The 23,179-nt window shown below is 56.4% G+C and carries 19 protein-coding genes and 2 riboswitches; of the genes, 4 read left to right on the top strand and 15 right to left on the bottom strand.

The genetic code is table 11. The features are described from left to right. Position 1: 1 nt before the first annotated feature. The 8 genes from lanM (D8M41_RS07465) to D8M41_RS07500 form a co-directional block, all read right to left on the bottom strand. Entirely contained in the window at positions 2-3,061 is a 3,060-nt protein-coding gene (lanM, locus tag D8M41_RS07465; protein ID WP_006888423.1) for a type 2 lanthipeptide synthetase LanM, read from the bottom strand. Between the two features lie 41 nt (positions 3,062-3,102). After that, positions 3,103-3,291 carry a hypothetical protein gene (locus tag D8M41_RS07470; RefSeq protein WP_006888468.1) on the bottom strand — a complete coding sequence of 63 codons (189 nt, stop codon included), beginning with the start codon at positions 3,289-3,291 and terminating at the stop codon, positions 3,103-3,105. Between the two features lie 694 nt (positions 3,292-3,985). After that, positions 3,986-6,994 (bottom strand): type 2 lanthipeptide synthetase LanM, encoded by a 3,009-nt coding sequence (gene lanM, locus D8M41_RS07475; protein ID WP_126926707.1) that lies wholly within the window; start codon positions 6,992-6,994, stop codon positions 3,986-3,988. Between the two features lie 29 nt (positions 6,995-7,023). Continuing rightward, entirely contained in the window at positions 7,024-7,239 is a 216-nt protein-coding gene (locus tag D8M41_RS07480; RefSeq protein ID WP_037288439.1) for a bacteriocin, read from the bottom strand. A 783-nt stretch (positions 7,240-8,022) separates the two neighbouring features. Further along, a complete protein-coding gene (locus D8M41_RS07485; RefSeq protein WP_126926708.1) occupies positions 8,023-8,535 on the bottom strand; it encodes a hypothetical protein in 513 nt (170 codons plus the stop codon). Between the two features lie 113 nt (positions 8,536-8,648). Beyond that, entirely contained in the window at positions 8,649-9,326 is a 678-nt protein-coding gene (locus D8M41_RS07490) for a hypothetical protein (RefSeq protein ID WP_126499519.1), read from the bottom strand. 20 nt (positions 9,327-9,346) lie between these two features. After that, the gene (locus tag D8M41_RS07495) at positions 9,347-9,784 is read right to left on the bottom strand and encodes a YchJ family protein (RefSeq protein ID WP_238693494.1); all 438 of its coding nucleotides are present in this window, start codon (positions 9,782-9,784) and stop codon (positions 9,347-9,349) included. A gap of 136 nt (positions 9,785-9,920) precedes the next feature. Next, entirely contained in the window at positions 9,921-11,348 is a 1,428-nt protein-coding gene (locus D8M41_RS07500; RefSeq protein ID WP_004006498.1) for an LLM class flavin-dependent oxidoreductase, read from the bottom strand. A gap of 104 nt (positions 11,349-11,452) precedes the next feature. Continuing rightward, positions 11,453-11,562: riboswitch (SAM riboswitch) on the bottom strand. Positions 11,563-11,738: 176 nt separating this feature from the next. Continuing rightward, positions 11,739-11,820, top strand: a riboswitch (SAM riboswitch). A 4-nt stretch (positions 11,821-11,824) separates the two neighbouring features. Here D8M41_RS07500 and D8M41_RS07505 point away from each other — a divergent pair. From D8M41_RS07505 to D8M41_RS07515, 3 genes are all read left to right on the top strand, one after another. Beyond that, positions 11,825-12,646 carry an ABC transporter ATP-binding protein gene (locus D8M41_RS07505; protein ID WP_126926709.1) on the top strand — a complete coding sequence of 274 codons (822 nt, stop codon included), beginning with the start codon at positions 11,825-11,827 and terminating at the stop codon, positions 12,644-12,646. Between the two features lie 113 nt (positions 12,647-12,759). Beyond that, entirely contained in the window at positions 12,760-13,809 is a 1,050-nt protein-coding gene (locus tag D8M41_RS07510; RefSeq protein ID WP_126926710.1) for an aliphatic sulfonate ABC transporter substrate-binding protein, read from the top strand. Positions 13,810-13,811: 2 nt separating this feature from the next. After that, on the top strand, positions 13,812-14,744 hold the full coding sequence (locus D8M41_RS07515; RefSeq protein WP_126926711.1) for an ABC transporter permease: 933 nt from the start codon (positions 13,812-13,814) through the stop codon (positions 14,742-14,744). Positions 14,745-14,843: 99 nt separating this feature from the next. Here D8M41_RS07515 and D8M41_RS07520 read toward each other — a convergent pair whose 3' ends face one another. Next, entirely contained in the window at positions 14,844-15,935 is a 1,092-nt protein-coding gene (locus tag D8M41_RS07520) for a C4-dicarboxylate ABC transporter substrate-binding protein (protein WP_238693499.1), read from the bottom strand. Between the two features lie 293 nt (positions 15,936-16,228). On the opposite strand from D8M41_RS07520, the gene D8M41_RS07525 reads away from it, so the two are divergent. Beyond that, positions 16,229-17,089 carry a transcriptional initiation protein Tat gene (locus D8M41_RS07525; RefSeq protein WP_126926713.1) on the top strand — a complete coding sequence of 287 codons (861 nt, stop codon included), beginning with the start codon at positions 16,229-16,231 and terminating at the stop codon, positions 17,087-17,089. Positions 17,090-17,104: 15 nt separating this feature from the next. On the opposite strand, the gene D8M41_RS07530 is transcribed toward D8M41_RS07525, so the two are convergent. From D8M41_RS07530 to D8M41_RS07550, 6 genes are all read right to left on the bottom strand, one after another. Next, positions 17,105-18,862 carry an ABC transporter ATP-binding protein gene (locus tag D8M41_RS07530; protein WP_126926714.1) on the bottom strand — a complete coding sequence of 586 codons (1,758 nt, stop codon included), beginning with the start codon at positions 18,860-18,862 and terminating at the stop codon, positions 17,105-17,107. A 67-nt stretch (positions 18,863-18,929) separates the two neighbouring features. Next, the gene (locus D8M41_RS07535) at positions 18,930-19,346 is read right to left on the bottom strand and encodes a lasso peptide biosynthesis B2 protein (protein WP_094758597.1); all 417 of its coding nucleotides are present in this window, start codon (positions 19,344-19,346) and stop codon (positions 18,930-18,932) included. Continuing rightward, positions 19,339-19,650 (bottom strand): PqqD family protein, encoded by a 312-nt coding sequence (locus D8M41_RS07540; protein ID WP_126926715.1) that lies wholly within the window; start codon positions 19,648-19,650, stop codon positions 19,339-19,341. The genes D8M41_RS07535 and D8M41_RS07540 overlap by 8 nt, the downstream gene beginning before the upstream one ends. Continuing rightward, positions 19,634-21,256 carry an asparagine synthase-related protein gene (locus D8M41_RS07545; RefSeq protein WP_161970777.1) on the bottom strand — a complete coding sequence of 541 codons (1,623 nt, stop codon included), beginning with the start codon at positions 21,254-21,256 and terminating at the stop codon, positions 19,634-19,636. Before D8M41_RS07545 ends, D8M41_RS07540 begins: the two co-directional genes overlap by 17 nt. Before the next feature lie 596 nt (positions 21,257-21,852). Beyond that, the gene (locus D8M41_RS11580) at positions 21,853-22,020 is read right to left on the bottom strand and encodes a hypothetical protein (RefSeq protein WP_153269373.1); all 168 of its coding nucleotides are present in this window, start codon (positions 22,018-22,020) and stop codon (positions 21,853-21,855) included. A gap of 645 nt (positions 22,021-22,665) precedes the next feature. Then, complete coding sequence (locus D8M41_RS07550) at positions 22,666-23,016, bottom strand: VOC family protein (protein ID WP_006888509.1); 351 nt, start codon at positions 23,014-23,016, stop codon at positions 22,666-22,668. Positions 23,017-23,179: the final 163 nt, after the last annotated feature.

A 23,179-nucleotide genomic window follows, 5' to 3' on the forward strand; every position in this document is an offset into this window, starting at 1 on the left:
TTTACCGGTCCTCACTCACGTCAGGAATGACGGGGGTGTATAAACGCCCTCCCCCTAAACGGTGAGCCAGCCACGACAGTACCCCGGAGGTACCCACCAGCAGTGACGGGGTCAGTGAGTACCGCGAAGACTTATCGTCAAGTGTCGCGCGAATAGCTGAGGGGCCGTACCCGTTTTTGACGGCTGCCCGGATATCCTCGGCGCCGGACACATCGGGAACGCGAGCAATAATCCAGTTGAGCACCTCCAGGGTTCCTAAATCCCCGTGGCACAACGTCAAGTTACTCCTAGTTCCGGTACGGAATGCGTACTGCACCGCCCGGTCGAGCTCAGTACGCGGGGAGAACTCCGGCATCCACACGTGTACGGCTGCGAGTGCAAGGGCGATACCCGCAGAGCCAGAGCACCACGTGCCGCCGGTGTGCGCGTCGCCTGTGCCGCTGCGTTCGGAGAGCTGGGCCCGCCAGCCTTCCGCGCACCTGAAACTGTTCAGCCGCTGCAGGAGAATCTTCACAGCATGTTGAGCGCGCCCAGGTGTGGGCATCTCCTGCCCCCAGCGGGCCAGGGCAAAAATTGACCCGCTCACACCGTAGGCGAACCCGCTCACATTCCACCAGTTCTCCTCAACCCGGCCAGCGACAATATCCAGGGCGTGCTTTTCGAGCACCTCCAGCAGGGCGGCGCGGTTGGTGGCGAGGTTATACCCCAGAAGTAGTGTGGCGGCACCTACCTGATTATCCAGGTACCCCGGCATCGGATGCTCCACCTGCTCCATACGGGCGGCAACCCGGTCGCCAAGCATAATGGCGGCTTCTTTCAGCCGGGGGTCGTCCAAGTACTCTGCGGCGCTGGCAAGTGAGAGCGCGATACCCGCCTCACCGCCTGAGACACCGTCGCAGGTCTCCGGGGGAATGCTAAAGAGCCTCTTGTCGAAGACATCCTGCGCTATTGGGTCTAACACACGGTGCGCAGCCTGAGCGTACTCCGCGTTTCCTAGCGTGTGTGCTGCCTGGGCTAGGGCCATCGCAGGCCCGACCGACCCGGTGTACAGGTCTATCCCAAGAACCGTGGTTTGCCATGCGCCAATATGCTGCTGCCAGAGCCCGGGGTTAGGTGCGAGCCACGTCCGGGAGTCTTGCTCACTGCCTCCTAGGCGCAGAGTGCCCGTCAGCTGGTCTGCGATCGCGGCGCAAAGCTCCCGTTCGTGCTGTTTGTCTTCCCCGGCGGAGAGTAATTCTGCCGGGCTATTGGCCAGGGTGTTCGCCGGGTAGGGTGAGATGAAGGCGGCCCAGATCTGTTGGAGCTGCTCCTCTAGGTCATTCTCGTCAAGGGCGGCAATATGCCGCAGGGTTTCTTTCAGGGCGCTGCCTTTAATGCTGAGCCCCACCGGTTTACCCTCAAACGATACGATGTCAGAGCCATCCGTCCGGTGCATGAAGAAGGGTACGTCGAACCGCCAGAGAGCTTCCGCTTCAGCCGCAACCATATCCAGGGGGCGGTTGTGGCTTAGGGTGGCGGCGCGCAGCCCTACCGTGGCGAACACTTCTTGGGATGCCAACGCCTCAGGGCTGCTGAGCATCTTAAGGATTTGGGTGTAAAACCTGGTTGATTGCAGCAGGGCGCGAAGCATCAGCCCGGTAAAGTTCGCGCGAACCGCCTCAAGCATCGCCTCGCGGTGCTCACAGATCCATTGGTGCATCTGAGTAAACCCTCGGGCGAAGGCACGGGCACGGGCCGCTTCATAGAGACGCCGCTCTTCCAGCACCTCAGCGCTGGATTCGTCGCCGACGAGTGCCACCATGCTTGCCGCTTCTTGGTTCTCCTCCGGGGCTGGGGCCGGTTCGCGGTTCATTCGGGCGGCAGCATCGTCCCGGAAGGGACGCTCAACAATGACCTCATTAAACGGGTCATTCCCTTGCTCCCCGTGGAGGAAGCCGACGTCACGGTACCCCAGGGAAGCGTCGCGGCGCGTAATACGGGTGGGCAGAAACGCGCTATTGGAAATCCCACGGAGTTTTCGCAGGTGGGCGCTGCCTTCAGGCGGTTGAGGGGTGTCGTCGGCGAGGATGTATATGGGGTGAAGCACCGTCTCAAGGTCAATCGGCACGGGCCCGGTGGCCAGGGGGATCAGGTTCTTGGCGTGCATATCTTTGCCCTGCAATGCGTAGAGCAAACCCGCTAGTCGACCGGAGGCTTCTAAGAAGTCTTCGCCTGAGAAATCTACCTCCTCAGCTTTAATAAACTCCATGAAGCCGTAACCCTCACCCTGGATTACCCGGGCGGCACGCATAGCGGGTGCCCCCTGCTGAGTAAGGTCTTGAACGATCTGCCAGAATGCTCGCTCGCCCTCAACGTTGCGTGATTTGTAGACCACTGTGCCCTGCGTGAACTTAAGGAGGCAGCCAGCACGCCCGCCGCCGTAACGAGTTCGGGGCAGCCCGAAAGATTCAAGCTGAAGTGGTGCGGTATCCGTGGTGTTCAAAAGCTCACGGATATCGTTTTCGTGGGTGCGGATACGCTCGAAAATCTCGGCGATCATCGCGTGAAATTGCAGCACCGTCACCTGGTGGATACGGTTCAGAAGTGGGTAGCTTGCGTGGAAGTCATCGCTTAGTTCTTCGTGCCAGCGGCGGCAGTAGTCTTCGTAGCGCCCTTCCGGTGTGTCTGCCTGCAATAGCCCCTGCGCAGAGGCCTTTTTGATGTGGGCAACCAGTGGTCTGAGGTAGAAATTGTTTAAACGCGCCGTTAGGTTATCCAAGAATTGGTTGGTTAAACGGGGGATCTGCGACGTTACAGCGTAGCCCGATGAGGTGATGGCGTGTTCGACGTTTCCACGTTCATTCTCCGCCAGTTGGGCGATGAGCGCGTGGAACATGGAGGGTTCAGCAGTCGGCCCCAGTGCCGAAGACACCGGAGCCGACAACCGTACAATAAAATCGGAGTCAGGCGCTTCGGATGCGGTGGTGCCTATCCGTTCTAGTAACGAAGTGCTAGATACGTAAGATGCTAGGCGTTGGAATTGTTCCTCATCCAGTTCAGGAAGAAGTTCCCTGATTAACACCTGAATTCTCCTTATCTATCGTATTTACTTATCCTCTGGATTTAGGAGAAGCTGCCGCCCCAGAAGCCAAAGCCGTAGCCGTAGCCGCCGCAGCCGCCACCGCAGTAGCCGCCACCGTAGCTGCCGCCACCAACGGAGCTGTAGTAGCCGCCACCGTGGGAGCCGCCACCGTTAACCTGACCGAGTTCCTGATCGGAGATCTCTTCCAGAAGCGTGATATCCTTGGGCATGGTTATCCTCCTTATGTATTCCTGAACCAATTTCAGGAATAGTATTATCGGTGTCAGTTTGATGTTTTACCATCAAACTCTAGCTGGGTTCCGCAATGACAACGTTCCAAGGCGCCACGTTGGAACCCACCTCCTTTTCATCTGGGTTTTAGGTAACCCAAACAAAAAGGAAACTTGTAAAGTTTTAATTCCCCAGTGGGGTTTAAGGTATAAACTAACCAGTCACCTCTGACAACATTCCATCGCTAAAGAAATGTGCAGCGGAAATAGGTATTCTAAAGATCTGTAAATGTGTTCGTCAGTAAGGCAAAGTCCAATTTCAGATCACGCCACACACTGTGTCGTACATGTTGTCTGCACTATTTTGGCGCAACAACATGGCCACTACACAGCAGAGTAGCGCTACGTCATGTGGAAACTTTAAGATGCTTGAGAGTGTAAAACTTTCCCTATCAAATTTAGGGGCCCAATATCAGTTTTCGGAAGCTCTCAACGCTACCTATTCTTTGCATCTTCAATAGAATACCCGCAATAAATTTTCGTCCCTGTAATAAATCTATTGCGTTTCTGGTTAGCTACTCAACTATAACAAATCCCCGGGGTAGGTGCAATAGATTTTCTGGGAAAATCAGAGTATTCCACCCTCAATGAGAGGTGTTATCCGTTACACCAAAATAACCCCGAGCACTGCCTATTAGTGAGCCTCGGCCGAGTCAGGAACTATGGGGGTATATAAGCGGGTATCCCCTGCCCGGCGAGTCAACCACGACAGCACCCCGGAGGTGCCCACCATCAGAGAAGGCGTCAGAGAGTAACGAACAGATTTATCGTTCAGCGTTTCGCGCAGCAGGGAAACGTTATAACCGTTCTTGACGGCATTATGGACAGCCTCCGCATTGGACACATCGGGAACGTGCGAGACCGCCCATTCAAGGACGTCAAGGGTTCCCAGGGCACCGTGGCAAGAGGTGAAGTTACGCTTGGTTCCCTCCTGCAGGGAACGCCGGACTGCCCGGTCAAGGCTCGCGCGGTTAGAAAGTTCAGGGAGCCAACAGTGAACAGCCGTTAAGGCTAAGGCGACACCCGCGCTACCGTGGCACCAGGTGCCGTCGTGGGCGCTCTCCCCAATAGGTACCCGCATCTGCCAGTATTCCCCGTTATCAAGTTCATCCAAGCGGTTCAGCAAAGTGGCGACTGCCTGCCGGGCATGCTCTGGTGAGGGCATGTCTTGGCTCCACCGGCTGAGGGCGAAAATTGACGAGCTCATGCCGGTGGCAAACCCGCTCTGTACCCACCACGCATCATCAATACGGCCAGCAATAACGTCCTGGGCGTGCCGGTCTAACACGGCCAGCAGCGCCTGACAGTCAGTGGCCAGCTCATGCCCCAACAGAAGAGTTGCCGCACCCACATGACCGCTCAGATAGCCGGGGGTTGGGTGCTCCGCCTTCGCTATACGTGCAGCCACCTGGTTCCCCAGCTCAAGAGCGGCATCTTTGAGCCGCGTATCACCAAGGTAGCGGGCGCCACCGGCAAGAGCGAAAGCGATACCGGGTTCACCGGCAAAAGCCATGTCGCGTATATACTCAGGCAGCTTAAGCGGCTTTTCCCCCGAAAGAATAGTCTCAGCTAGCGGGTCGAATACGCGGTGAGCAGTCTCAGCATATTCTTGGTGCCCCAGCACGTGTGCCGCTTGCGCTAACGCCAACGCAATACCCACTGAGCCGCCGTAGAGATCCGTCTGCAAAACATCAGTATTCCAAATACCATGATGATGCTGCTGACTGCTCGGGACAGGGCTAACCCACGTCCACGGATCCTCCGGGGCGGTGCCTGAATGAACCGTAGCCGCCAGCCGGTCGGCGATCGCGGTGCTGAGTTCACGCTCTTCCTGCTCTCCCCCACGGCCCTGTCGGATGTCTGCCGGTTCATCCGCTAGAGTATTCGCAGGGTACGGGGAGATAAAAGCAGACCAGATCTGGTTCAGCTGCTCGTCAAGGTCGTCTTCATCCATGTGGGAAATGTGGTTAAGAGTCTCCTCAAGAGCGCTGGTTTTAATGCCCAAGCCCACCTCTTGCCCGTCAGGTGTCATGATCGCGGTACGATCGGCCCGATGTTTAAAGAACGGGATGTCGAGCTGCCACAGGGACTCTACTTCTGCTAAGACCAACTCCAGGGAACGATCGTCGTCAAAAGCTGCGGTACGTAGCGCCACCGTCGCAAAAACACTCTTAGAGGATAACGCCTCGGGGCTGCCGAGCATCCGTACCAGCTGCTCGTATTGCATGGTAGGCTGCAGCACGGCCCGAAGAGTCAGCGCAGCGCATTCACTGCGTACCAGCTCCAGCATAGCGTCACGGTGCTCACACACCCACCGGTACATTTGCTCAAACCCGCGCACAAAACCGCGGGCACGGGCGACCTCCGTGGCGCGCCGTTTCTCAAGGGCGTGAGCATCCGGCTCATCACCCTGTTGAGGGCCGCCGAGGTCAGAGTACCGGACAGACCGGACAATAGCATCATCGCGGAAAGGTTGCTCAACTACCGTACCTTTGAAGGGGTTTGCCCCCTGCTCACCCCGGATAAAGCCAATATCAACATACCCTTTTGAGGGGTCTTTACGTACCAGCCGGGTGGGCAGTAAAGCACTGGTACAAATACCGCGTTCTTTATGTAACAGAGCGCTGTTGTCGGGCATGTCTGCTTTACCATCGTTCAGAAGGTGTGAGCAGTGCAGTATTGTTTCGAGATCAATAGGGACAGCGCCCTCGCTCGTTGGGATGAGGTTCTCCTCGTGCATGTCTTTGCCCAGCAGAGCGTAGAAAAGAGCGGACAGCTGCCCCGAAGACTCTAAGAATTTTTCGGCCGTGAAGTCTACGTCTTCTCTCTCGATAAACTCCATGAACCCGTAGTCTTCACCCTGAACGACCTGGGCGGCACGCATGCGGGGGGCGCCCTGTTCCGCAAGTTTCTGAACGATCCTGTAGAACGCCCGTTCACCATCAACGCTACGTGGTTTATAAGCCACCGTCCCCTGACTAAACACCAGCAGGCAGCCGGTGCGTCCACCGTTATGGTAGTCACCCGCCATGGTGAGGGACTCAAGGGTGAGGGGCTCAGCATTTTGTGCTCCTAAAAGCTCACGAATGCCGCTTTCTTGGGCCTGGATTCGCTCAAAAAGCTCCGCCACTGTAGCGTGGAATTGGTGCACAATAATGCTGTGGACCCGCCGCAGAAGAGGATAGTCAGCATAGAAACCATCCATGAAATCTTTAGGCCAGCGGCGGCAGTAGTCTATGTACCGCTCTTCCGGGGTGTCCCCTTGCAGCAGCCCTTCAGAGGAAACTTTCTTAATATGGGCGACCAGCGGCCGAATATAGAAATTCGCCAGGCGCACCGTGAACTCGTCAAGGAGCCCACCAACAATGTTTGGGAAGTGTTCTTTATCAACATAGTGTGAGGCACGAACAGCCTGTACTACGCGCTTATATTCACTCTCAAAAAGCCACGCAAAAAGCGTGTAAAACATAGCAGGTTCGGCCGTCGGCCCCAGTGCTGAAGGCACTGGAGCTGACGGCCGCCCTACAGGTGGGGAATCTGAGGTGGTGTCTAACCGGTCGAGTAAAGAAACGTCTGACACATCCGACACCAGTTGCTGGAACTGTTCATCATCCAGCTCAGGAAGAAGTTCCCTGATTAGCACTCAGTATTCCCCTTGTCTATGTTTTGTTATTAGCAGGAGTAGCCATACCCAACAGCAGCGTAGTAGTAGCCGCCACCGTAGTAGCTGCTGCCACCGTAGTAGCTGCTGCCACCGCCGCAGTAGCTGCCACCGTAGCTACCGCCATAGCTGCCACCGTAGTATCCACAGCTGCTGTAACAGCCGCCGTTAACCTGCTCCAGCTCCTGGTCGGTCAGTTCTTCCATGAACATGGTATCCTTAGCCATGGTTATCCTCCTTATGAATTCCTGAATAGCCTCAGGAATGATTGTGGTTAATCAATAGTTTGATGTTTTCCATCAAACTTTGGCTGGGTTCCAAGATGACAACGTTCCAAAGGTGACAGCTTGGAACCCACCTCCTTTATTGCAGGGGTGCAACCCCCTCAAAAGGAAACTTATAGAGTTTTTAATGACCATTTTGGGTGGTCGAGAATAGAGACCTAGCCAGCAGTTCCCCAAAACATTCCGCTATTAAAAATTGCAGCAGAAAATAATTGCCGCTTAATCTTTAAAAGACTTGAAGAATGAGTTCGCTAGAAAAAGTTAAGCTCTCTATATTTGTCAGCAAAGTATATTTCCTCTACGATGATGCCTATCACCTAGCTACCACGCCACAATACACTTGCTCTGTGCATTAATGGCGCTATACTACGGCCACCACATCACAAAGTGGTGCGACATCAAATGGAAACTTAGGATATGTGAGAGTGTAAAACTGTTCCTATCACACAATAGGAGCCCAATATCAGCTTTCGGAAGCTCTCAATGCTATCCATTCTTTGCATCCTCAATAGAACACCCACAATAAGTTCTCGTCCCTGTAATAAACTTATTGCGACTCTGGCTAGCTCCTCAACTGTATCAAACCGCCGGGGAAGTATGCAATAGATCCTCATCATAATTTCCAAAACTTTTCTCAGAGCCGAAGCAGGTTCGCGGGGTAATCATTATTTCCGCGGTAAATCCCCCTATTTACCCGGTGGTGCACACCAAAACTGACAGCAGCTTTCAAGAACTGCACAGCTCACTCAGGATGCGCTGGGCTGCTTTTCGGGCACTCTCGCCAGCGGCGCCAGCCTCATAGGCGTGCAGCATATCCGCCGCCACATGCAGGCGCAGCACCCGTGGAAGGGCAGAAACCTCACGCAAAATCACGTTCGCCCGCTCGGGAGGGGCAGGTTCCAGGCCCCAACTCGGGGCAAATTTTGTGAGGTCGTCGGGCAGAATGTAGGCGTCGATCAGGGAAGTTTTTATCCTCGAAAGTTCGTGCCGAGCCCCGGTGAGCGCGAGCGCATCCGCGCCTGTTCGCAGCAGGTCACTCGTATCGTAGGGTGCCATGTAGTAATGCATAGTCATCCCAGTGCGGTGCGTGTACTGTCGGAGTGTATCAATCCCGTAGGCGCAGAGGATGCGGGCGCGTTCGGCGGCGCTGCGGCGCGCGTCCGGGGTAAGCAGGTGCCCTCCCCCGTTGAAATAGAGGGCGAGCGTGTTGAAAGATTCCTGCGAGATAACGTCACTCATGGCATAAACATAGCAAACGCTGGACTAGTTTTTGAGACTTTCATTGAGGAAGCTCACAATGTAGTCAGGATTCAAGCTCTGCGCCCTGGGCTGGGATTTTCACCGTTTTCTGATCAGGCACGGCTTATGAGTCCTTTCACTAGGCGTTCCGCTTCCCGCTCGCTTCTCGGGTCTTTGGAAATTAGGAGATCAACTGCAACATGCAAGGGGCGAATCTTAGGTAACTCTTTGATTACGCGAAGAATGACGTTGGCATCCTGAGCATGAACTTCACGTAGTGCGTAGATAAATTTCAGGGATTCGAGGTCGCGGGGAGTTACATATGCGTCTACGGTAGCCCCGTAAATTTCCGAATATTCGTGACTGACACCCGTAAGCACTAATGCGCGTTCGCCCATCAGGTCATGCAGGTCAGCAGAAGGCACGGCATAGAATTGAGGTTTCGCATCTGCACGCACTGCATACTGCCTAAGAGCTTCTACCCCACGTTCGGAGATGTTATGTGCACGTTCTTTGGCACGGCGGCGTGCATCGGGGGTAAGGGATGCACTGTTACCGTCAAGATAGGCGGCAAGCTGATTGAAGGATGCCATCGAGATTTTGCGCCCATGTGCGGAGTAATGCTCGTGCGGGTTATCTGAAACCATCCACCGCCCGGCGATTTTTTGTCCGCGCAAAGACCCTCGTTCAAGGCGTGCACGCACGCTTCGGGGACTCACCCCGGCGTGCTGGGCATATTCCGCGACTGACATCATGGCAAAAACATACCATAAGAGGAATGTTTTTGCCATGCCACCCGGTTGGGAAGAACTTAGCTGACCTCACCGTCCAGGTAGTACCAGGTGCCGTTTACTTTCTTGAAGCGGGATTTTTCGTGCATGGTGCCTTTCACACGTTCTTCGGCGGGCGTGCCGGGAACCGAGCGGTAGTACGCCACGAACTCGACCGTGCCCGCCGCATCGAAGGGACCGCTCGAAGAGCCCAGGATATCCAGCCGGTACCAGCGCAATGTTTCATCTGTATCCAGCTCGGCGGGGCGCGTATGCGGGTGCCAGCTTGCCAGCAGGTAGGGCGCATCGTGCAGGGCGAAAGCGGTAAATCGCGAGCGCATCAGGGCCAGCGGTGTGGGCGCGTTCAGGGTTCCGGATGCGGCAAACTCGCCCAGGTACCGCCCGCAGCAGGCACCGTATACCTCGCCGCTTGTGCAGGGACAGCGGGCTTGAGGGTCGTACAGGGTTGTTTCGCTCATGCACCCCATTCTAAACGTGCGTGAAAAAGAGCCTTTATTCGAATAAAGCGGCATTTTAATGCTTTATTCAAATAAAGGCTCTTTTTATCATCCCAGGAGGGAAGATTTTACAACCATGCGCGCAGGCGCAGCGGGTTTAGTTGGCGATAGCGCGTGCCGGGGTATCTGCCGTGGAGGGCTTACCCACGTAGGCGCCACGGTACTTCGCGGCCGGGTGGGAGTCTGCAACCTTAGTCTGTCCCTTACCGAACAGGCTTTCGCGCAGGGTCTCGCCCTCGTAGGAGGTGCGGTAGCGTCCACGCTTTTGCAGCTCAGGAACCACGAACTCGATGAAGTCCTCGAAGGAGCCGGGTGAAACGTGGTATGCCAGGTTAATACCATCCAGTCCGCCTTCATCAATCCAGCGTTCGAGTTCGTCGGCCACCTGCTGCGGGTCGCCCACAATAACTTCGCCCATACCGCCGATAGTGCAGTGCTCGGCAATATCCTTACGCGTCCACTGCTTATCCTTGGCCTGCAGGGTGAAGGGGGTGAGGAAGGACTGAATCGACTCGGTCTTCACATAGTTGAGAACCTCGTCCTCGTCGAACTGCGAAAGATCCACACCGGACCAGCCACCGATAATGGCCTGCGAAGATTCCAGGTTCACGTACTTGCGGTACTCTTCGTACTTTGCCTTCGCCTTCTCTTCGGTCTCGTCCACAATAATGGAGAGCATCGCGAAAACCTTTATTTCGTCGCGGCCGCGGCCGTTCTCTTCGGCGCGGTCACGAATGCGGTCGGTAATAATGCGGGTCAGATCGGGACGCAGCGCACCGATAAACACAACCTCGGCATGCTTGCCCGAGAACTTCTGCCCGCGGCTGGATGCGCCCGCCTGGAAAATCACGGGAGTACGCTGGGGGCTGGGTTCGGTCAGACCCGCGCCGGGCACGCTGAAGTACTTACCCTTGTGCTGAATCGGGTGCACCTTGGCGGGGTCGGCGTAGATACCCTTCTCGCGGTCTTTGACGACCGCGCCGTCTTCCCAGGAGCCTTCCCAGAGCTTGTAGCAGACGTCCAAGAACTCTTCGGCGAGTTCGTATCGGGTGTCGTGCTCAATCTGGGTTTCAAGGCCCTGACATTCGGCTGCGGAAGGCAGGTATGAGGTCACCACGTTAAAGCCCACACGCCCGTTAGTGAGATGGTCAAGGGAAGCGTACTTGCGTGCGAGCGTGTAAGGCTGCTCGTAGGTCACGGCTGAGGTCACACCGAAGCCCAGGTGCTCGGTTACGGCGGCCATTGCGGAGATCTGCATGAACGGATCGTTCACGGGCACCTGCGCGCCGCCTTCGATAGCAGGTGCGGCGGAGTTCTTGTAAATATCGTAGATGCCCACAACATCGGCTAGGAATACGCCGTCGAAGAAGCCCTTCTCAAGGATCTGTGCCAGGTCAGTCCAGTATTTGATGGTGTTGTACTCGGTAGCCCGGGAGCGGGGGTGGCGCCAGAGGTCGAAGCTCTGGTGACCCACACAGGTCATGTCGAATGCGTTAACTGCGATGCGCTTCTTCTGCTCAGCCATCTACGTATCCTTTCGCGAATGTTTGGGTGTTCCTGCACCCCGCGCGCCACCTCCTTATAGGTGGTGGCCTTCTTGGTGTTCCAAGTTGTGCAGGTGGCGCATTCGCGCCGTACTTGCTTCGTGTTCCTTGAAGCCAGATCATCATCTGGGGCACCCCGCTACGGGAGAGGGTTGCCGCCCGGCTAGCCAGAGCTTTACGCCGGGACTCATAATCCTTGCGTTTTGAGTGTATCCCCTCGCAGATGGGGGTGAACAGTATATGACGAACATTAATTTTTGTGACTCCGCACCGTAATATTTCGCATGAATCATGCAATATTTAGTCACCGTTAGTCACGGTACGTCATGTGTTTTCGCTGCAATGGCACGCTCCTCTAGGGTTATAGGCGTAACCCATCCAGAGCGACTGAGAGACCTGGCTCGACGACGTCGCAGCAACCCTCGCGGGTGCTAACGCCAGGACCGATGGAAGTAACATGACACAGAATCACCACACCCAGCTACCCGCCAACGCCCAGACGATCACTTTCGACGCCGTCAGCCAGTCGTTCCCGCAGTCCGGCAAGAACACGCACGAGGTGCTTCGCGAAGTAAGTTTTACCGCCGCCGCGGGAGAAATTATTTCGGTCATTGGTGCCTCAGGATGCGGCAAGTCAACGCTGCTGCGGGCCGCCGCCGGACTGAACCGCATTACGGGCGGGCAGGTGCGCATCGGCGACACCCCGGTGAGCGGGCTTGATCAGCGGGTGGCAATCGGTTTTCAGGAGCCGCGCCTGCTGCCCTGGCGCACCGTCGCCGATAATGTGGCGCTCGGACTGCCCCAAGGTATCCCAAAGACACGAGCGCAGGAGCGCATCCGCGAGCTGCTGCGCCTGGTGGGGCTCACCAACTACGCCACGCACCGCCCCAAAGAAATCTCCGGAGGAATGGCTCAGAGGGTTTCTTTGGCGAGGGCGCTGGCGCGTGAACCCGGGGTGCTGCTGCTGGACGAACCGTTTGGGGCACTGGATGCGCTGACCCGCATTAAAATGCAGGATTTGCTGCTGGATATTCACCAGCAAGACCCGACCACGGTTCTGCTGGTCACCCACGATGTGGAAGAGGCGCTGTACCTCTCAGACCGGGTGATTGTGCTTGGTAAGCCCGCGCCCGATGCACCCGCAACGATCACACGTGTAGTCACCATTAGCGACGCCCACCCGCGTGATAGGGCCAGCAAAGAGCTAACTGCCCTGCGGGCTGAGCTGCTGACAGAGCTCGGCGTGGAAAAAGCCGATACCACCCCGGTTCCCGCTTAGGGCAGGGCACAGCCTCCCGCGTGCGCCCAGAGCCGCTGCGCACCCCCTCTTAGTGAATAATTATTCATCTTCTTACTGTTTTTCTCACCCCATCAGACACCCAAGGATTACCCATGACAACCATCACCAGAGCCGAAGCTCTTAAGGGCTTGCTGGCCTTCAGCGCCCTCACCACCGTTCTTGCCGGATGCGCCGGAGAAGGCGCAGGAACCCCCGGCGCGGGAGCCGCGAAAGGCAAAGACACCGTGACCGTGGATTACGCCACCTACAACCCGCTCTCCCTTGTTATTAAAAAGAAAGGGTGGTTAGAGAAGGCCCTGCAGGAAAAAGGTAAAAAACTAGAATGGGTCAAATCAGCCGGGTCAAACAAAGCCAATGAGGCTCTGCGTTCGGGAAACATTGATGTGGGCTCAACCGCCGGTTCTGCCGCGCTGCTGGCCCGCGCGAACGGCTCACCCATTAAGGTGATTGACCTGTACTCACAGCCCGAATGGTCGGCGCTGGTCACCACCAAAAACTCGAATATTCATGCAGTATCAGATTTAAAGGGTAAGTCGGTGGCGGTCACCAAAGGAACCGACCCGTACTTCCTGCTGCTCCAAGCGCTCAAGAAGGAAGGCATCGCGGCGAAAGAGGTAACCATCCAGAACCTGCAGCACGCCGATGGGCGGACCGCCCTCGATAACGGGCAGGTCAACGCCTGGAGCGGGCTCGACCCGATTATGGCCAGCGCGGAAATCGAAAGCCACGACGTACTGTTCTACCGCAACCTAGACTTCAATACGTACGGGTTCCTCAACGCCACCGAGCAGTTCCTCAAAGACAACCCGGAAGCGGCGCAAACCATCGTGAACGTGTATGAGTATGCCCGCAAATGGGCGCTGGAAAACACTGCTGAAGCAACCCAGATTCTCGCCGACGAGTCCGGTATTAAGCTAGAAACCGCCAAACTCGTGATGGAACGAACCCACCTGAATATTGACCCAATCCCAGGGGACAAGCAGGTGCAGGTGCTCAAAGGTGTTGGCCCGATCCTCGTCGAATCCGGGGACGTCCCCAACCAGTCAGACATTGATAAGGCGCTGAGCAGCATCGTGGACGACACATACGCCAAGAAAGCCGACAGCGCCGCCATTGAGAACGTGAAGAAGACGGTGAGCTAGCCATGAGTGTAACCCTCGACAAAATTTCCAACGCCCCAGAACTTTCAGATACCCCCAAACACACGAAATCCGCAGCCGCAGAAACCGCCGCAGCCCGCACGGCAGCTGCCAGCACCGCTGCCGGGCGCACCCAATTGGCGAGCTCCCACCGCGGCCAGCCCCGGCCAAAGCGCGCCCTGCCTCTGGGTGCCAAAAACTATGTGGGGCTTATCCTGCCCGCAGCACTCATCACGCTGTGGTACGTGCTGAGCACCGCCGGGGTATTCACCGCGGTGCAGCTGCCCTCCCCCACCCGCGTCATAGCCGCCGGAACCGAGCTGGCCCAACGCGGCGAGCTAGCAACCCACCTGGTAATCTCCACCCAGCGGGTGGTACTCGGGTTCAGCATCGGCGCGGTGCTGGGGCTGGTTCTGGGGGCGCTTATCGGACTGTGGGGGCCCGCGCGCATCGCCGCAGCACCCACCATTGGGGCGTTACGCGCCGTGCCCTCACTCGCCTGGGTTCCGTTGCTGCTGCTGTGGATCGGCATCGGCGAAAACTCTAAAGTAACACTTGTGGCAATCGGCGCGTTCTTCCCCGTCTACACCACCGTCTCGGCGGCACTGGCGCACGTGGATCCTAAACTTGTAGAGGCCGCACGCGCCTTCGGATACCGGGGCGTTAAGCTTTTCACTACCGTCCAGCTGCCCGCCGTGCTGCCGTCCGTGGTGTCGGGGCTGCGCCTGGCGTTAGCGCAGGCCTGGCTGTTCCTGGTGGCTGCCGAGCTATTGGGGGCCTCCATGGGCTTGGGGTACCTGCTCACAGATTCGCAGAACAACGGGCGCACCGACCGTCTGCTGCTGGCAATTGTGCTGCTGGCGGTGCTGGGTAAGCTCACAGATGCGCTCATTGGCGTGTTTGAGCGCTGGGTGAAGGCAAAATACCCCAGCAACTAGGCGCCTTAGCCGTGCGGCGCCCCGGAAGGAAACCTTGGTGAAGTACAGACCAAGATATTCCTTCCGGGGCGCCACTCAGCTGCCTATCCTCTACAGCAGTTAGGGCAGCAGGCCACGTTCCCGCGCGAATTCAGCGGTTACCTCGTTATAGTCCACCTCAACCTCATAGGGGTCCGTCCGCGGGGTACTCGTCACACCCCGAGACGTCGCGCTGGCCGCAAACCGTAGAGTCTTCATATCGCTCTTCGCCCGCAGCGTGCTCATGCGCCGGTTACCGTTCACATCAGCGGCAACCGGCTGCGCATCAATCACGCCGTTCTTGTTAAAATCCACGTTACGGTGCGCAGGTTTACCCTTATACAAGTACCCGTAGGCATTCGCCCCAAGCCCGCGCCGCTCATCCAGGTTCTTCTCATCCAGCGGCATATGCTCGTGCGTTGAATACCCGAAGTAGTTCTTACCCCCGGCGCGCGGCACGCCGCTGAGCTGGTACTCGTAGTTCATAATGCTCAGATAGTTCGGCTTGTAGTTCTCCTCATCGGCCCCACCGTGCCGCAACCCCAGATTATGCCCCAGCTCGTGGATGAATGTGCCCACCCGAATATCGCTGCTGGCACCCCGCCAGTAGGTGTGCCCAACGGTCACAATAAACCCGCGAGCGCCCGTGAAACCCAGCCCCGAAGAGCTCGTATTGCCGTAATAGTCGCCCCAGATCATGTAGTGAAAACCAGCGTCACGGGCCGAGGCGAAATGACGGTTCTTCAGTGCCGCCCAGTCCCCCATACCGTTAAGCTTCTGATGCGGAATCTCGTTCCCGCCGCCCAGGTTGTACTTCGCGCTGCGGGCGGGCCCAGCATCCAGGTGGATACTCACACCCCGCGTACCGTCAGGGTTACGTAACGGCAGGGAGGCAAACACCTCGGTAATGCGGTCAAGGTCAGCTTCGGTGGCGAGCTCACCGGGCATGTAGTCCATCTCAACAAAAATATCTTTACGGTACGGGTTGGCCCCCATACCCGGGTAGTCAACGTCAACGGTGCCGTCGCCATCGGCGTCATAGCCGCTGGTCTCCCATGCGTTCGGGATGCCATCACCGTCCGTATCGTACGTGTTGATGGTGCTTGCGCTGGCGGGGACGGCACCGGCTGCGATTAAAACTACGGTCGCGGCAAAAAGGCGCGCAGATTTCATGAATGCCACTGTGGCTCCTAGGATGCTTGTGAATTGAGTGAATGAAATACAGCTAATTGGCGCACCATAACCGCCCCCGACACGCGGTACGCGCGGTGCGCTGCGACGCGCACCAGCACAAAAATGCATAAAAATCCGCTATATCCGGGGTTGAAGTGCACAAATTTTCAAATATTTCCTACACATAATAGCGCCATTACAGCGCGCAGGCACACTTGTCTACTACACTGGATAGGTCGTATTCACTCACATCGCATACATTCACACTCTCTCAAATACATACAGGAGTCCACGTGACCCACGCACCCTCCAGGGGCGGCCTCACGCGGCGCCGCGCACTCGCTGGCGCCGCATGGTCCGCCCCCGCCGTTGCCGCATCCGCAACGGCCCCAGCCTACGCAGCCTCGGACCAAGTAGTTGCCGTCGACTACGGGGTATTCACTCAGGCGTTTAACACCACCATGGATAACCCCAACAGCACCTTCTTCGGGCTCGACTCGTACCACGGGCAGCTCACCGACACGCGCGCATCCCGCACCACCAAGTGGGAGGGCCTGCTCGCCGCAGGCGGGGGCACGTTCACCCCCGGCGGCAGCGTCGGCAACGGCCTCTACGGGGGTGCCGGGCTATGGTTCGCTGCCCCGCACACAGCATCCGGCGAATACACGGGAACCACCACCCTGCGCGCCGGGGCACGTTTCAGCGTCGAGTACACGTTCACGTTCGCCGACGAAATACAGACCCGCCCGCCCCTGCTGTGGGAGGACGGGGAACAGCAGCAGGTGGCTGCGCTCGCTCAAAGCGCCGGTGGTGCCCGGTCGAACAACCCGCGGCTTGCGGCGTTCAACGGGGCCGGTTTCACCGCGGTATTCCGGGAATCAGACAGCTACGGGACGGAGTGGCGCGGCACCCTCGACGTTGTCACCACTGAGGACGCGGTGGCCTCAGCTGAGGGGATGCAGGTGTTTAACCAGGTACTGCTGAGCCAGGTGCCTGTGTACTACGACCAGGTGGGTGAGTCGTTTAGCCTGCGAACAACCGTGACCGTGGTGGATGCGACCCTGCTGCTGGAGCCGGTGAACAGTGCGGCCCCGTCCGAGCAGAATATTGCGGGGCTTTCCGCCAGTGCCGCTATCACCCACTCCCCCGCGTAGGCCCTGCGCACGCCGCTAATGGATGAGCTGATTAGAGACAAGCTCCCGGTAGAGGGGTGAGAACTCCATGAGTATGTCGTGCGTGCCTTGGGCGACGATCCTGCCGTGATCCATCACGTAAATCATGTCCGCATTAACGACGGTGGACATGCGGTGGGCAACCATAATCATGGTTGACTCGGGGGCGGCGTTATTATTCAGCACAGACACCACCAGCTCTTCGCTAATGCCGTCAAGCTGGGAGGTGAACTCGTCCAGCAGGTACACCTGCGGGTTTTTCAGGATCACGCGGGCTATGGCCAGCCGCTGCTTCTCGCCTCCGGACAGGGACGTGCCGCTGCCGCCAATGTTCAGGTCCACGCCGTGCCCTGAACGTTCAAGCACTTTTTCCAGCCCCAAATCTTTGAGGATACGGTGCGCGGCAGCGCTATCGGTGCCGCGCCCCGAGATGTAGACGTTATCGAGGAGCGTGCCCAGAATCAGGGGGGATTCCTGCTGCACCAGACCGATTTTGGCGCGCACAGCTGGGATGGAAATGTCTGAGCTTGCGGTGCCGGAGTAGAGGAGGTTCCCGCCTGAGATTTCGTAAAGCCGGGCGATAAGCCGCAGCAGGGTGCTCTTGCCCGACCCGGAGGGTCCCACGATGGCAATCTTCTCCCCCGGGGCGATGCTGAGCGTCATCCCGGAAATCAGGTAGGGTGAGGCCCCTTCCTCAGGTTCGGCACCGTATTTAAAGCTGACGTTATCCAGCAGGATGGAGCGGATATCACGGTTTTCGTGGTATGTGTCCAGCTGTTCGGGGTACTCGTCCGGGATACCCAGGATCTCCTGGATGCGGGTAATGCCTCCGCTGGCTTCGGCAATATTGCTCATGGTGCCGAAAATGTACCCCAGCGGCATGATCATCATAACCAGGAACATGACGAACGAGACCAGGTTGCCGACGGTAATTATCCCGTTCGCGACCCTGACCCCGCCAACGCCAAGAACCACCAGGAACGTGATCTGCATGGCCACCGCAGAGATGGGGGTGATGAGGGCGACAAGCCGTGCCACTCCGATCCCCTTAAGCCACGCATTATCGACTTTCTGCTGCAGCCGCTTAAACTGGTGCCCCGCCGCGTTCTCCGTCCGGACGAGTGAGGAGGCCTCCAGCACGCTGGACACATCCGAGCTCAGCTCCCCCACCGCCTGCTGCATTTGCGCGCTGGATTTTTCGACCTTAGAGGTTGCCATCGTGACGGACACGACCGCCAGCAGGGATATGACGGCGGAAATAGCGAGCAGCAGAGGATCGATGAAGAACATCCCGATCACTGCCCCAATGAGCGTGAAAATACCCACGAATGACTGCACGAACCCTTCCGTGAGGCAGCGGCGCAGCAGCATCGTGTCATTAATGACGCGGGATAGGATGTCTCCTTTGGTGTATTTCTCCAAGGCGTCCAGGGGGATGCGGAGTATTTTCCGCACGAGCTGCGTACGTGCGTCACGGGCCACCGATTCGGCGATTTTTTGAATAAAGTACTGCTGAACACCGTTGAGGATGGCCCCTATAATGAGCACCAGAATAATGAGAACCGGCAGGTAACCGATACCCCGGGCGGACCCTGCGGAATCAACAAGATCGTTCACTATTAACGGCTGCAAAAGCGACGCGGCTGAGCTTGTGAGACTCATTAAACAGATAACAGTCAGCAGCCCCTTAAAAGGGGATAGATACGAAAAAACTACCCCCCAGGATGACTTCCCATTATTTTTAGCTTTCACCATAGTCTCATGCGCCTCACTTCTTGGGTGCCGCCGCCCTCACCCTGTTTTTGCCTGAATGGTTACGGCGTTAGCGGGCTTCTGGGTTGGTGGATGCGACAGTCACGAACCCCTGCACATCGTGGTGCTCATTAATGGGTTCCCCCTCGACGGTGACCCATGCGTGTGCAAGGAACGGTTTCACCCGGAACCCGGAGGCCCACACCACTTTCCGGCGCATGAGAGAAAGCAAAAGGTAGGTTGAGATGGACCGTGCCAGGCACCCCCGCTCCCCACGGCACAGTGGGGAAACTTCACGCACTTTCGCATCAACCGCGAGCGCCTGCTGAATGGATGAGCTTTTCTGCAGGGGCCGGAACATTTTCAGCAGGCGAACAATAACGGTGACCGGCAGGCGCGCAATAATCTTTGCCGCACAAACCGCCAGGCGCGCTTTGGTGCTGCTGACGGTGTGCGCGTCTGTTGCGGTGGTGGGGTTATCACCCATGGTCCTCGCCTTTCTCCAGGACGCCCATCGTCCACAGTTCCCGCAGGGTGCCTTCAAGGTCCTCCCGAATCTCGTCCGGGTCGGATTGTGTGTACCGGTGAATGAAGGAGTCAATGATTTCTGAGTTGCGGCGCCCCTGCTCCACGAGGTCCAAGATGTGCTCTGTGGTGCTGTTTCCTTGAAAATAGGCGCTTCGGGCGGGCACAAAAACCACGATGCCGGACTCGGTGCCCGAGATTTTGACGCCATCGGCGATGCAGAACCTCTCGGGCAGTGACGCGTAGCGTTTATAAATAGTTTTCACGTAGCCATACCTCCATGTGGGTCATACGTTCAAAATCGTAGAGTGTCTCTGAGCTGCCCAGGGGGCTGTTTGCGATCGTGCGGACAGTGTCTATATCCACAAGGTTCAGCTCCGCCAGGAGACTGTCGCCGATCATTTTCAGGAAGTTTTCTTTGCTGCGTTCGTAGTCTTGGTACAGGTCGAAGCTGTAGTCGCTTTTGTAGATGTCCCGGTAGAAGAACTCGGGCAGGGTGCCTTTCATGGCTTCCAGGATGACGGGTTTGCTCATCCCGTGCCCGCTCAGAACACCCGGGTACACCAGGGAAGAGCGGATCATGTCGTCCTCAAGGTAGGGGGCGGCGAATTCCAGGCCGGTTTCGCTGAAATACTCGTTCATGCCCCCAAGCACTTCCCCCTGAAATTCCAGGGACCCGTAGATGTGGAACCGGTATTTATCCAGTTCTTCTTCCTCCGGAGGGATGGGGGTCGTTTTTATGAGCTCAATGACTTGCTCGGTAGCTTCTTCAGATAGCCAGGAGGGCAGCGTAAAGTTCGGGAACCAGGAGAAAGCATCGGTGTTTTCAGGGATGTTCTGGTCCCTGCGGGTCAGGCGCCGCTGCAGCTCACGCTGTTTCGTTTCTGGGGAGAAAGCGGCACGTAATGTCGATACTTTCGGCCAGCGGGCGGCGGCCGCGACGGAGCTAATGGCTTTAATAGCCCGCATTTTCTCGCCCTGTTTGAAGTAGAGCAGCGCCTGAACGGGCATGGGCTCAAACAGCTCGTCCCCGCCAATTCCCAGGCAGTGGATGCTGGAGCCGCGTTCCCGCGCGCTGCGCACAAGGGCGGTAAGGTGCGGCAGGTTAGCGTGCCATGCGCGGGGTGCCTCGGAAAACCCGCGAAGCTCATCCGGGATGGTGAAACCTGCGGTGCTTTTCGTAAATGAGTCAAGCTTGATGAGGTCTATGGTGAAGTGTTCGGCTATTTTCTGGGCGAGCTGCGTATCGCGGTTGTCTTTATCGTCCGTCCCGGCGTGAAACGCGGTGAAGGGAACATTCTGCGCTGCGAAGAGCACGGAGATGACCGTGGAGTCCACGCCGCCGGACAGATCGGCAGATACGTGGGTGCGCCCTTCAGCCAGCCGCCTCAGAACCGAGTTCAGAACGGTGTATACGTGCTGTGACACATCGGAAAAAGATAGGGTGCTGTCCTGCAGGCTGAGGGCGTCTGCGAAGTACGAGGTGCTCTGCACAGACCCGTGCTCGTCTTCGCATACGGTGGTGGCTGGGGGCAGCGCCGCAATGTTCTCCCAGTAGGAGATGCGGCGCACCCACCCCGGCGGGTTACGGCATAGCCCGAGAGCCACCCGAGACATATTAATAGCGGGATTAAGGGCGTCCACTAGGGGTTTTACTGATGTACTCAGAAGGTCCACCGGCCCCAGCTTTGAACGGTACACGCTGCGGTGCCGCGAGACGGAAGATACCAGCTCGCTACCTGCGGTGGAGTCGGTGTTTGATGCGGAAGCCTCATGAGTGGGTAACGGGCGAACAGTTATATTGTTCGAGCTGCTACGAAGAAAGTGAGAAATCTTCTGCACGTTACCGGATGTTGTGTATAGCTCTGCCACAGGATTCCTTATCGTCACTTTCCACATTAAAAATATGGGCTCGTTTAATTATTTTTTACCGCATCCCACTTTTATGAGGATTTCTGCGAATAATAAACAAGTCACCTGGCGCGCAGGGCGCTATTTATAGAGCAACTTCAGGAGGAGTCACAAGCCGGGCACCGGAGAGAACATCCCGGTATTTCCCGTATATAAGGCCGTGAGTGCAATTTGCAAAAGAGTTCATCTTCATAAAACGTGCCTTAATATACATATTCTTCCCCTTTTCTTAAATATTTTAAAGTTCTCAAATTACATATATTATCTACACAGATTTACCCTAACCCGTAAATTGTATGGTTTGCAAGGGATTCTCACGATTATTTTAATTTTTCCTGAAAGTATTTCTGCTTAAAATAGCGGGTTTACACGAACTGCCCGCCACCAGCAGCACCGGTAATTCCTGCATATGAGCAGAAACAATTAATGTCATAGCAGGCACCCGATGCGTGAAAAGGTGCGCTGCGAATGGCACGGACTCTGCAAACATTGGTTGGCAACGCAATAGAAAAGTGGGTGCCTCAGAAGAGGCACCCACTTTAAGCCTTGGCGGGAAGCTACCATGAGCCTCCACTGACGCCTCCGCCGGTGAAGCCACCGCCACCTTCGAACCCAGAGTTAGGTCCACGGAGCGCGCCGAAAATATCTCGATAGCTTCCCCAGAACCAGCCGTGAGTAGCTTCCTCGAAGGAGCCAAGCCTAGTAAATTGTGCTTTAGTGTACATAACCTATCCTCTATTACCAGCCGCTTGAACCTCCGGCACCGTTGAAATTAGTCCTGGGGCCATGCCATACTCCGTAAACGTCACGGTAACTTCCCCAGAGCCAGCCACGGGTAACATGTGCGAAAGAGGAAATCTTTTTAAATTCTGGCTTACTATACATTACGCCCCTAAAAACAATATGTGGAATATATTGCATTACACAATGTGTGCATGAATTTCCAGAAGTTTCTAAATAAAAAGTATGTTATTCCGGTTCTGCCCAAAGGCAAAGATACTACTTATTAGCGTACCGGAGGGCTCCGTAAATATCACGACGATTCCCCCAGTACCATCCATGAGTAGCGGCCCGGAAAGAGGTAATTTTAGTGAACGTTGCTTTGGTGTACATTGCATTATCCAATCATCATAAGCCCAAATTTCTTGGACATAGGCTCTTCTAGCCTACTGTGGTGTAGCCTAGCTTAAATTCCCTGCACCACACAAGAGTTTTTACATTATTTCATAGTTTAAAAAACAATCATTTACCCGCAAATTTTATAGGCTGCAAATATTTATCTCTGTAGGATAACGCCTGCCCCTGCGCTTCCAGCAGCTCTTATAGCAATCTAATAACCCATCTTCTGGTGATAGTTTTGATGATATCCGCTACATATGCTGCAAAATATTCACCAGGTTCCCCAGCGGATCGCGAACAAAAAACCTCCGCACGCCCCAGGGCTCTTCAGCAACACCGTATTCAAGCGTAATACCTGCCGTATGAATGCGGGCGAGGATTTCATCAAGATTATCTACTTCAACCGATAAATCAGGCACCGGAGTACCTGATCCGCCTTCACTAGCTATGCTGACCTGCACAGTCGTAGTTTCCGCATTGCCATAAGTCTGTATCCATCCGTGATCCATGAGCAGCTCCAGGCCCAGGATGTCCCGGTAAAAAGCAGCAGCTGACTCAGGTTTATCAGCGGCAAGATTAGTAACGATACGCTTAACAGCCATCAGACGCCCCTTCCGTGAGTGTTTTATTTTGGCTCAATCTTCAGGCACTTACGATGAAGCCTATCAAGAGATGCAAGCCTACGGGGCAAGATTAAGAACGAGTTTAAGTCTAAAGCTCATTAGATTTGCGGATTAGAGTTTCTCCGCCCGGCCGGCTGTACGC

It is taken from the genome of Rothia sp. HSID18069 (assembly GCF_003989155.1).
In the GTDB taxonomy this organism is placed as follows: domain Bacteria; phylum Actinomycetota; class Actinomycetes; order Actinomycetales; family Micrococcaceae; genus Rothia; species Rothia aeria.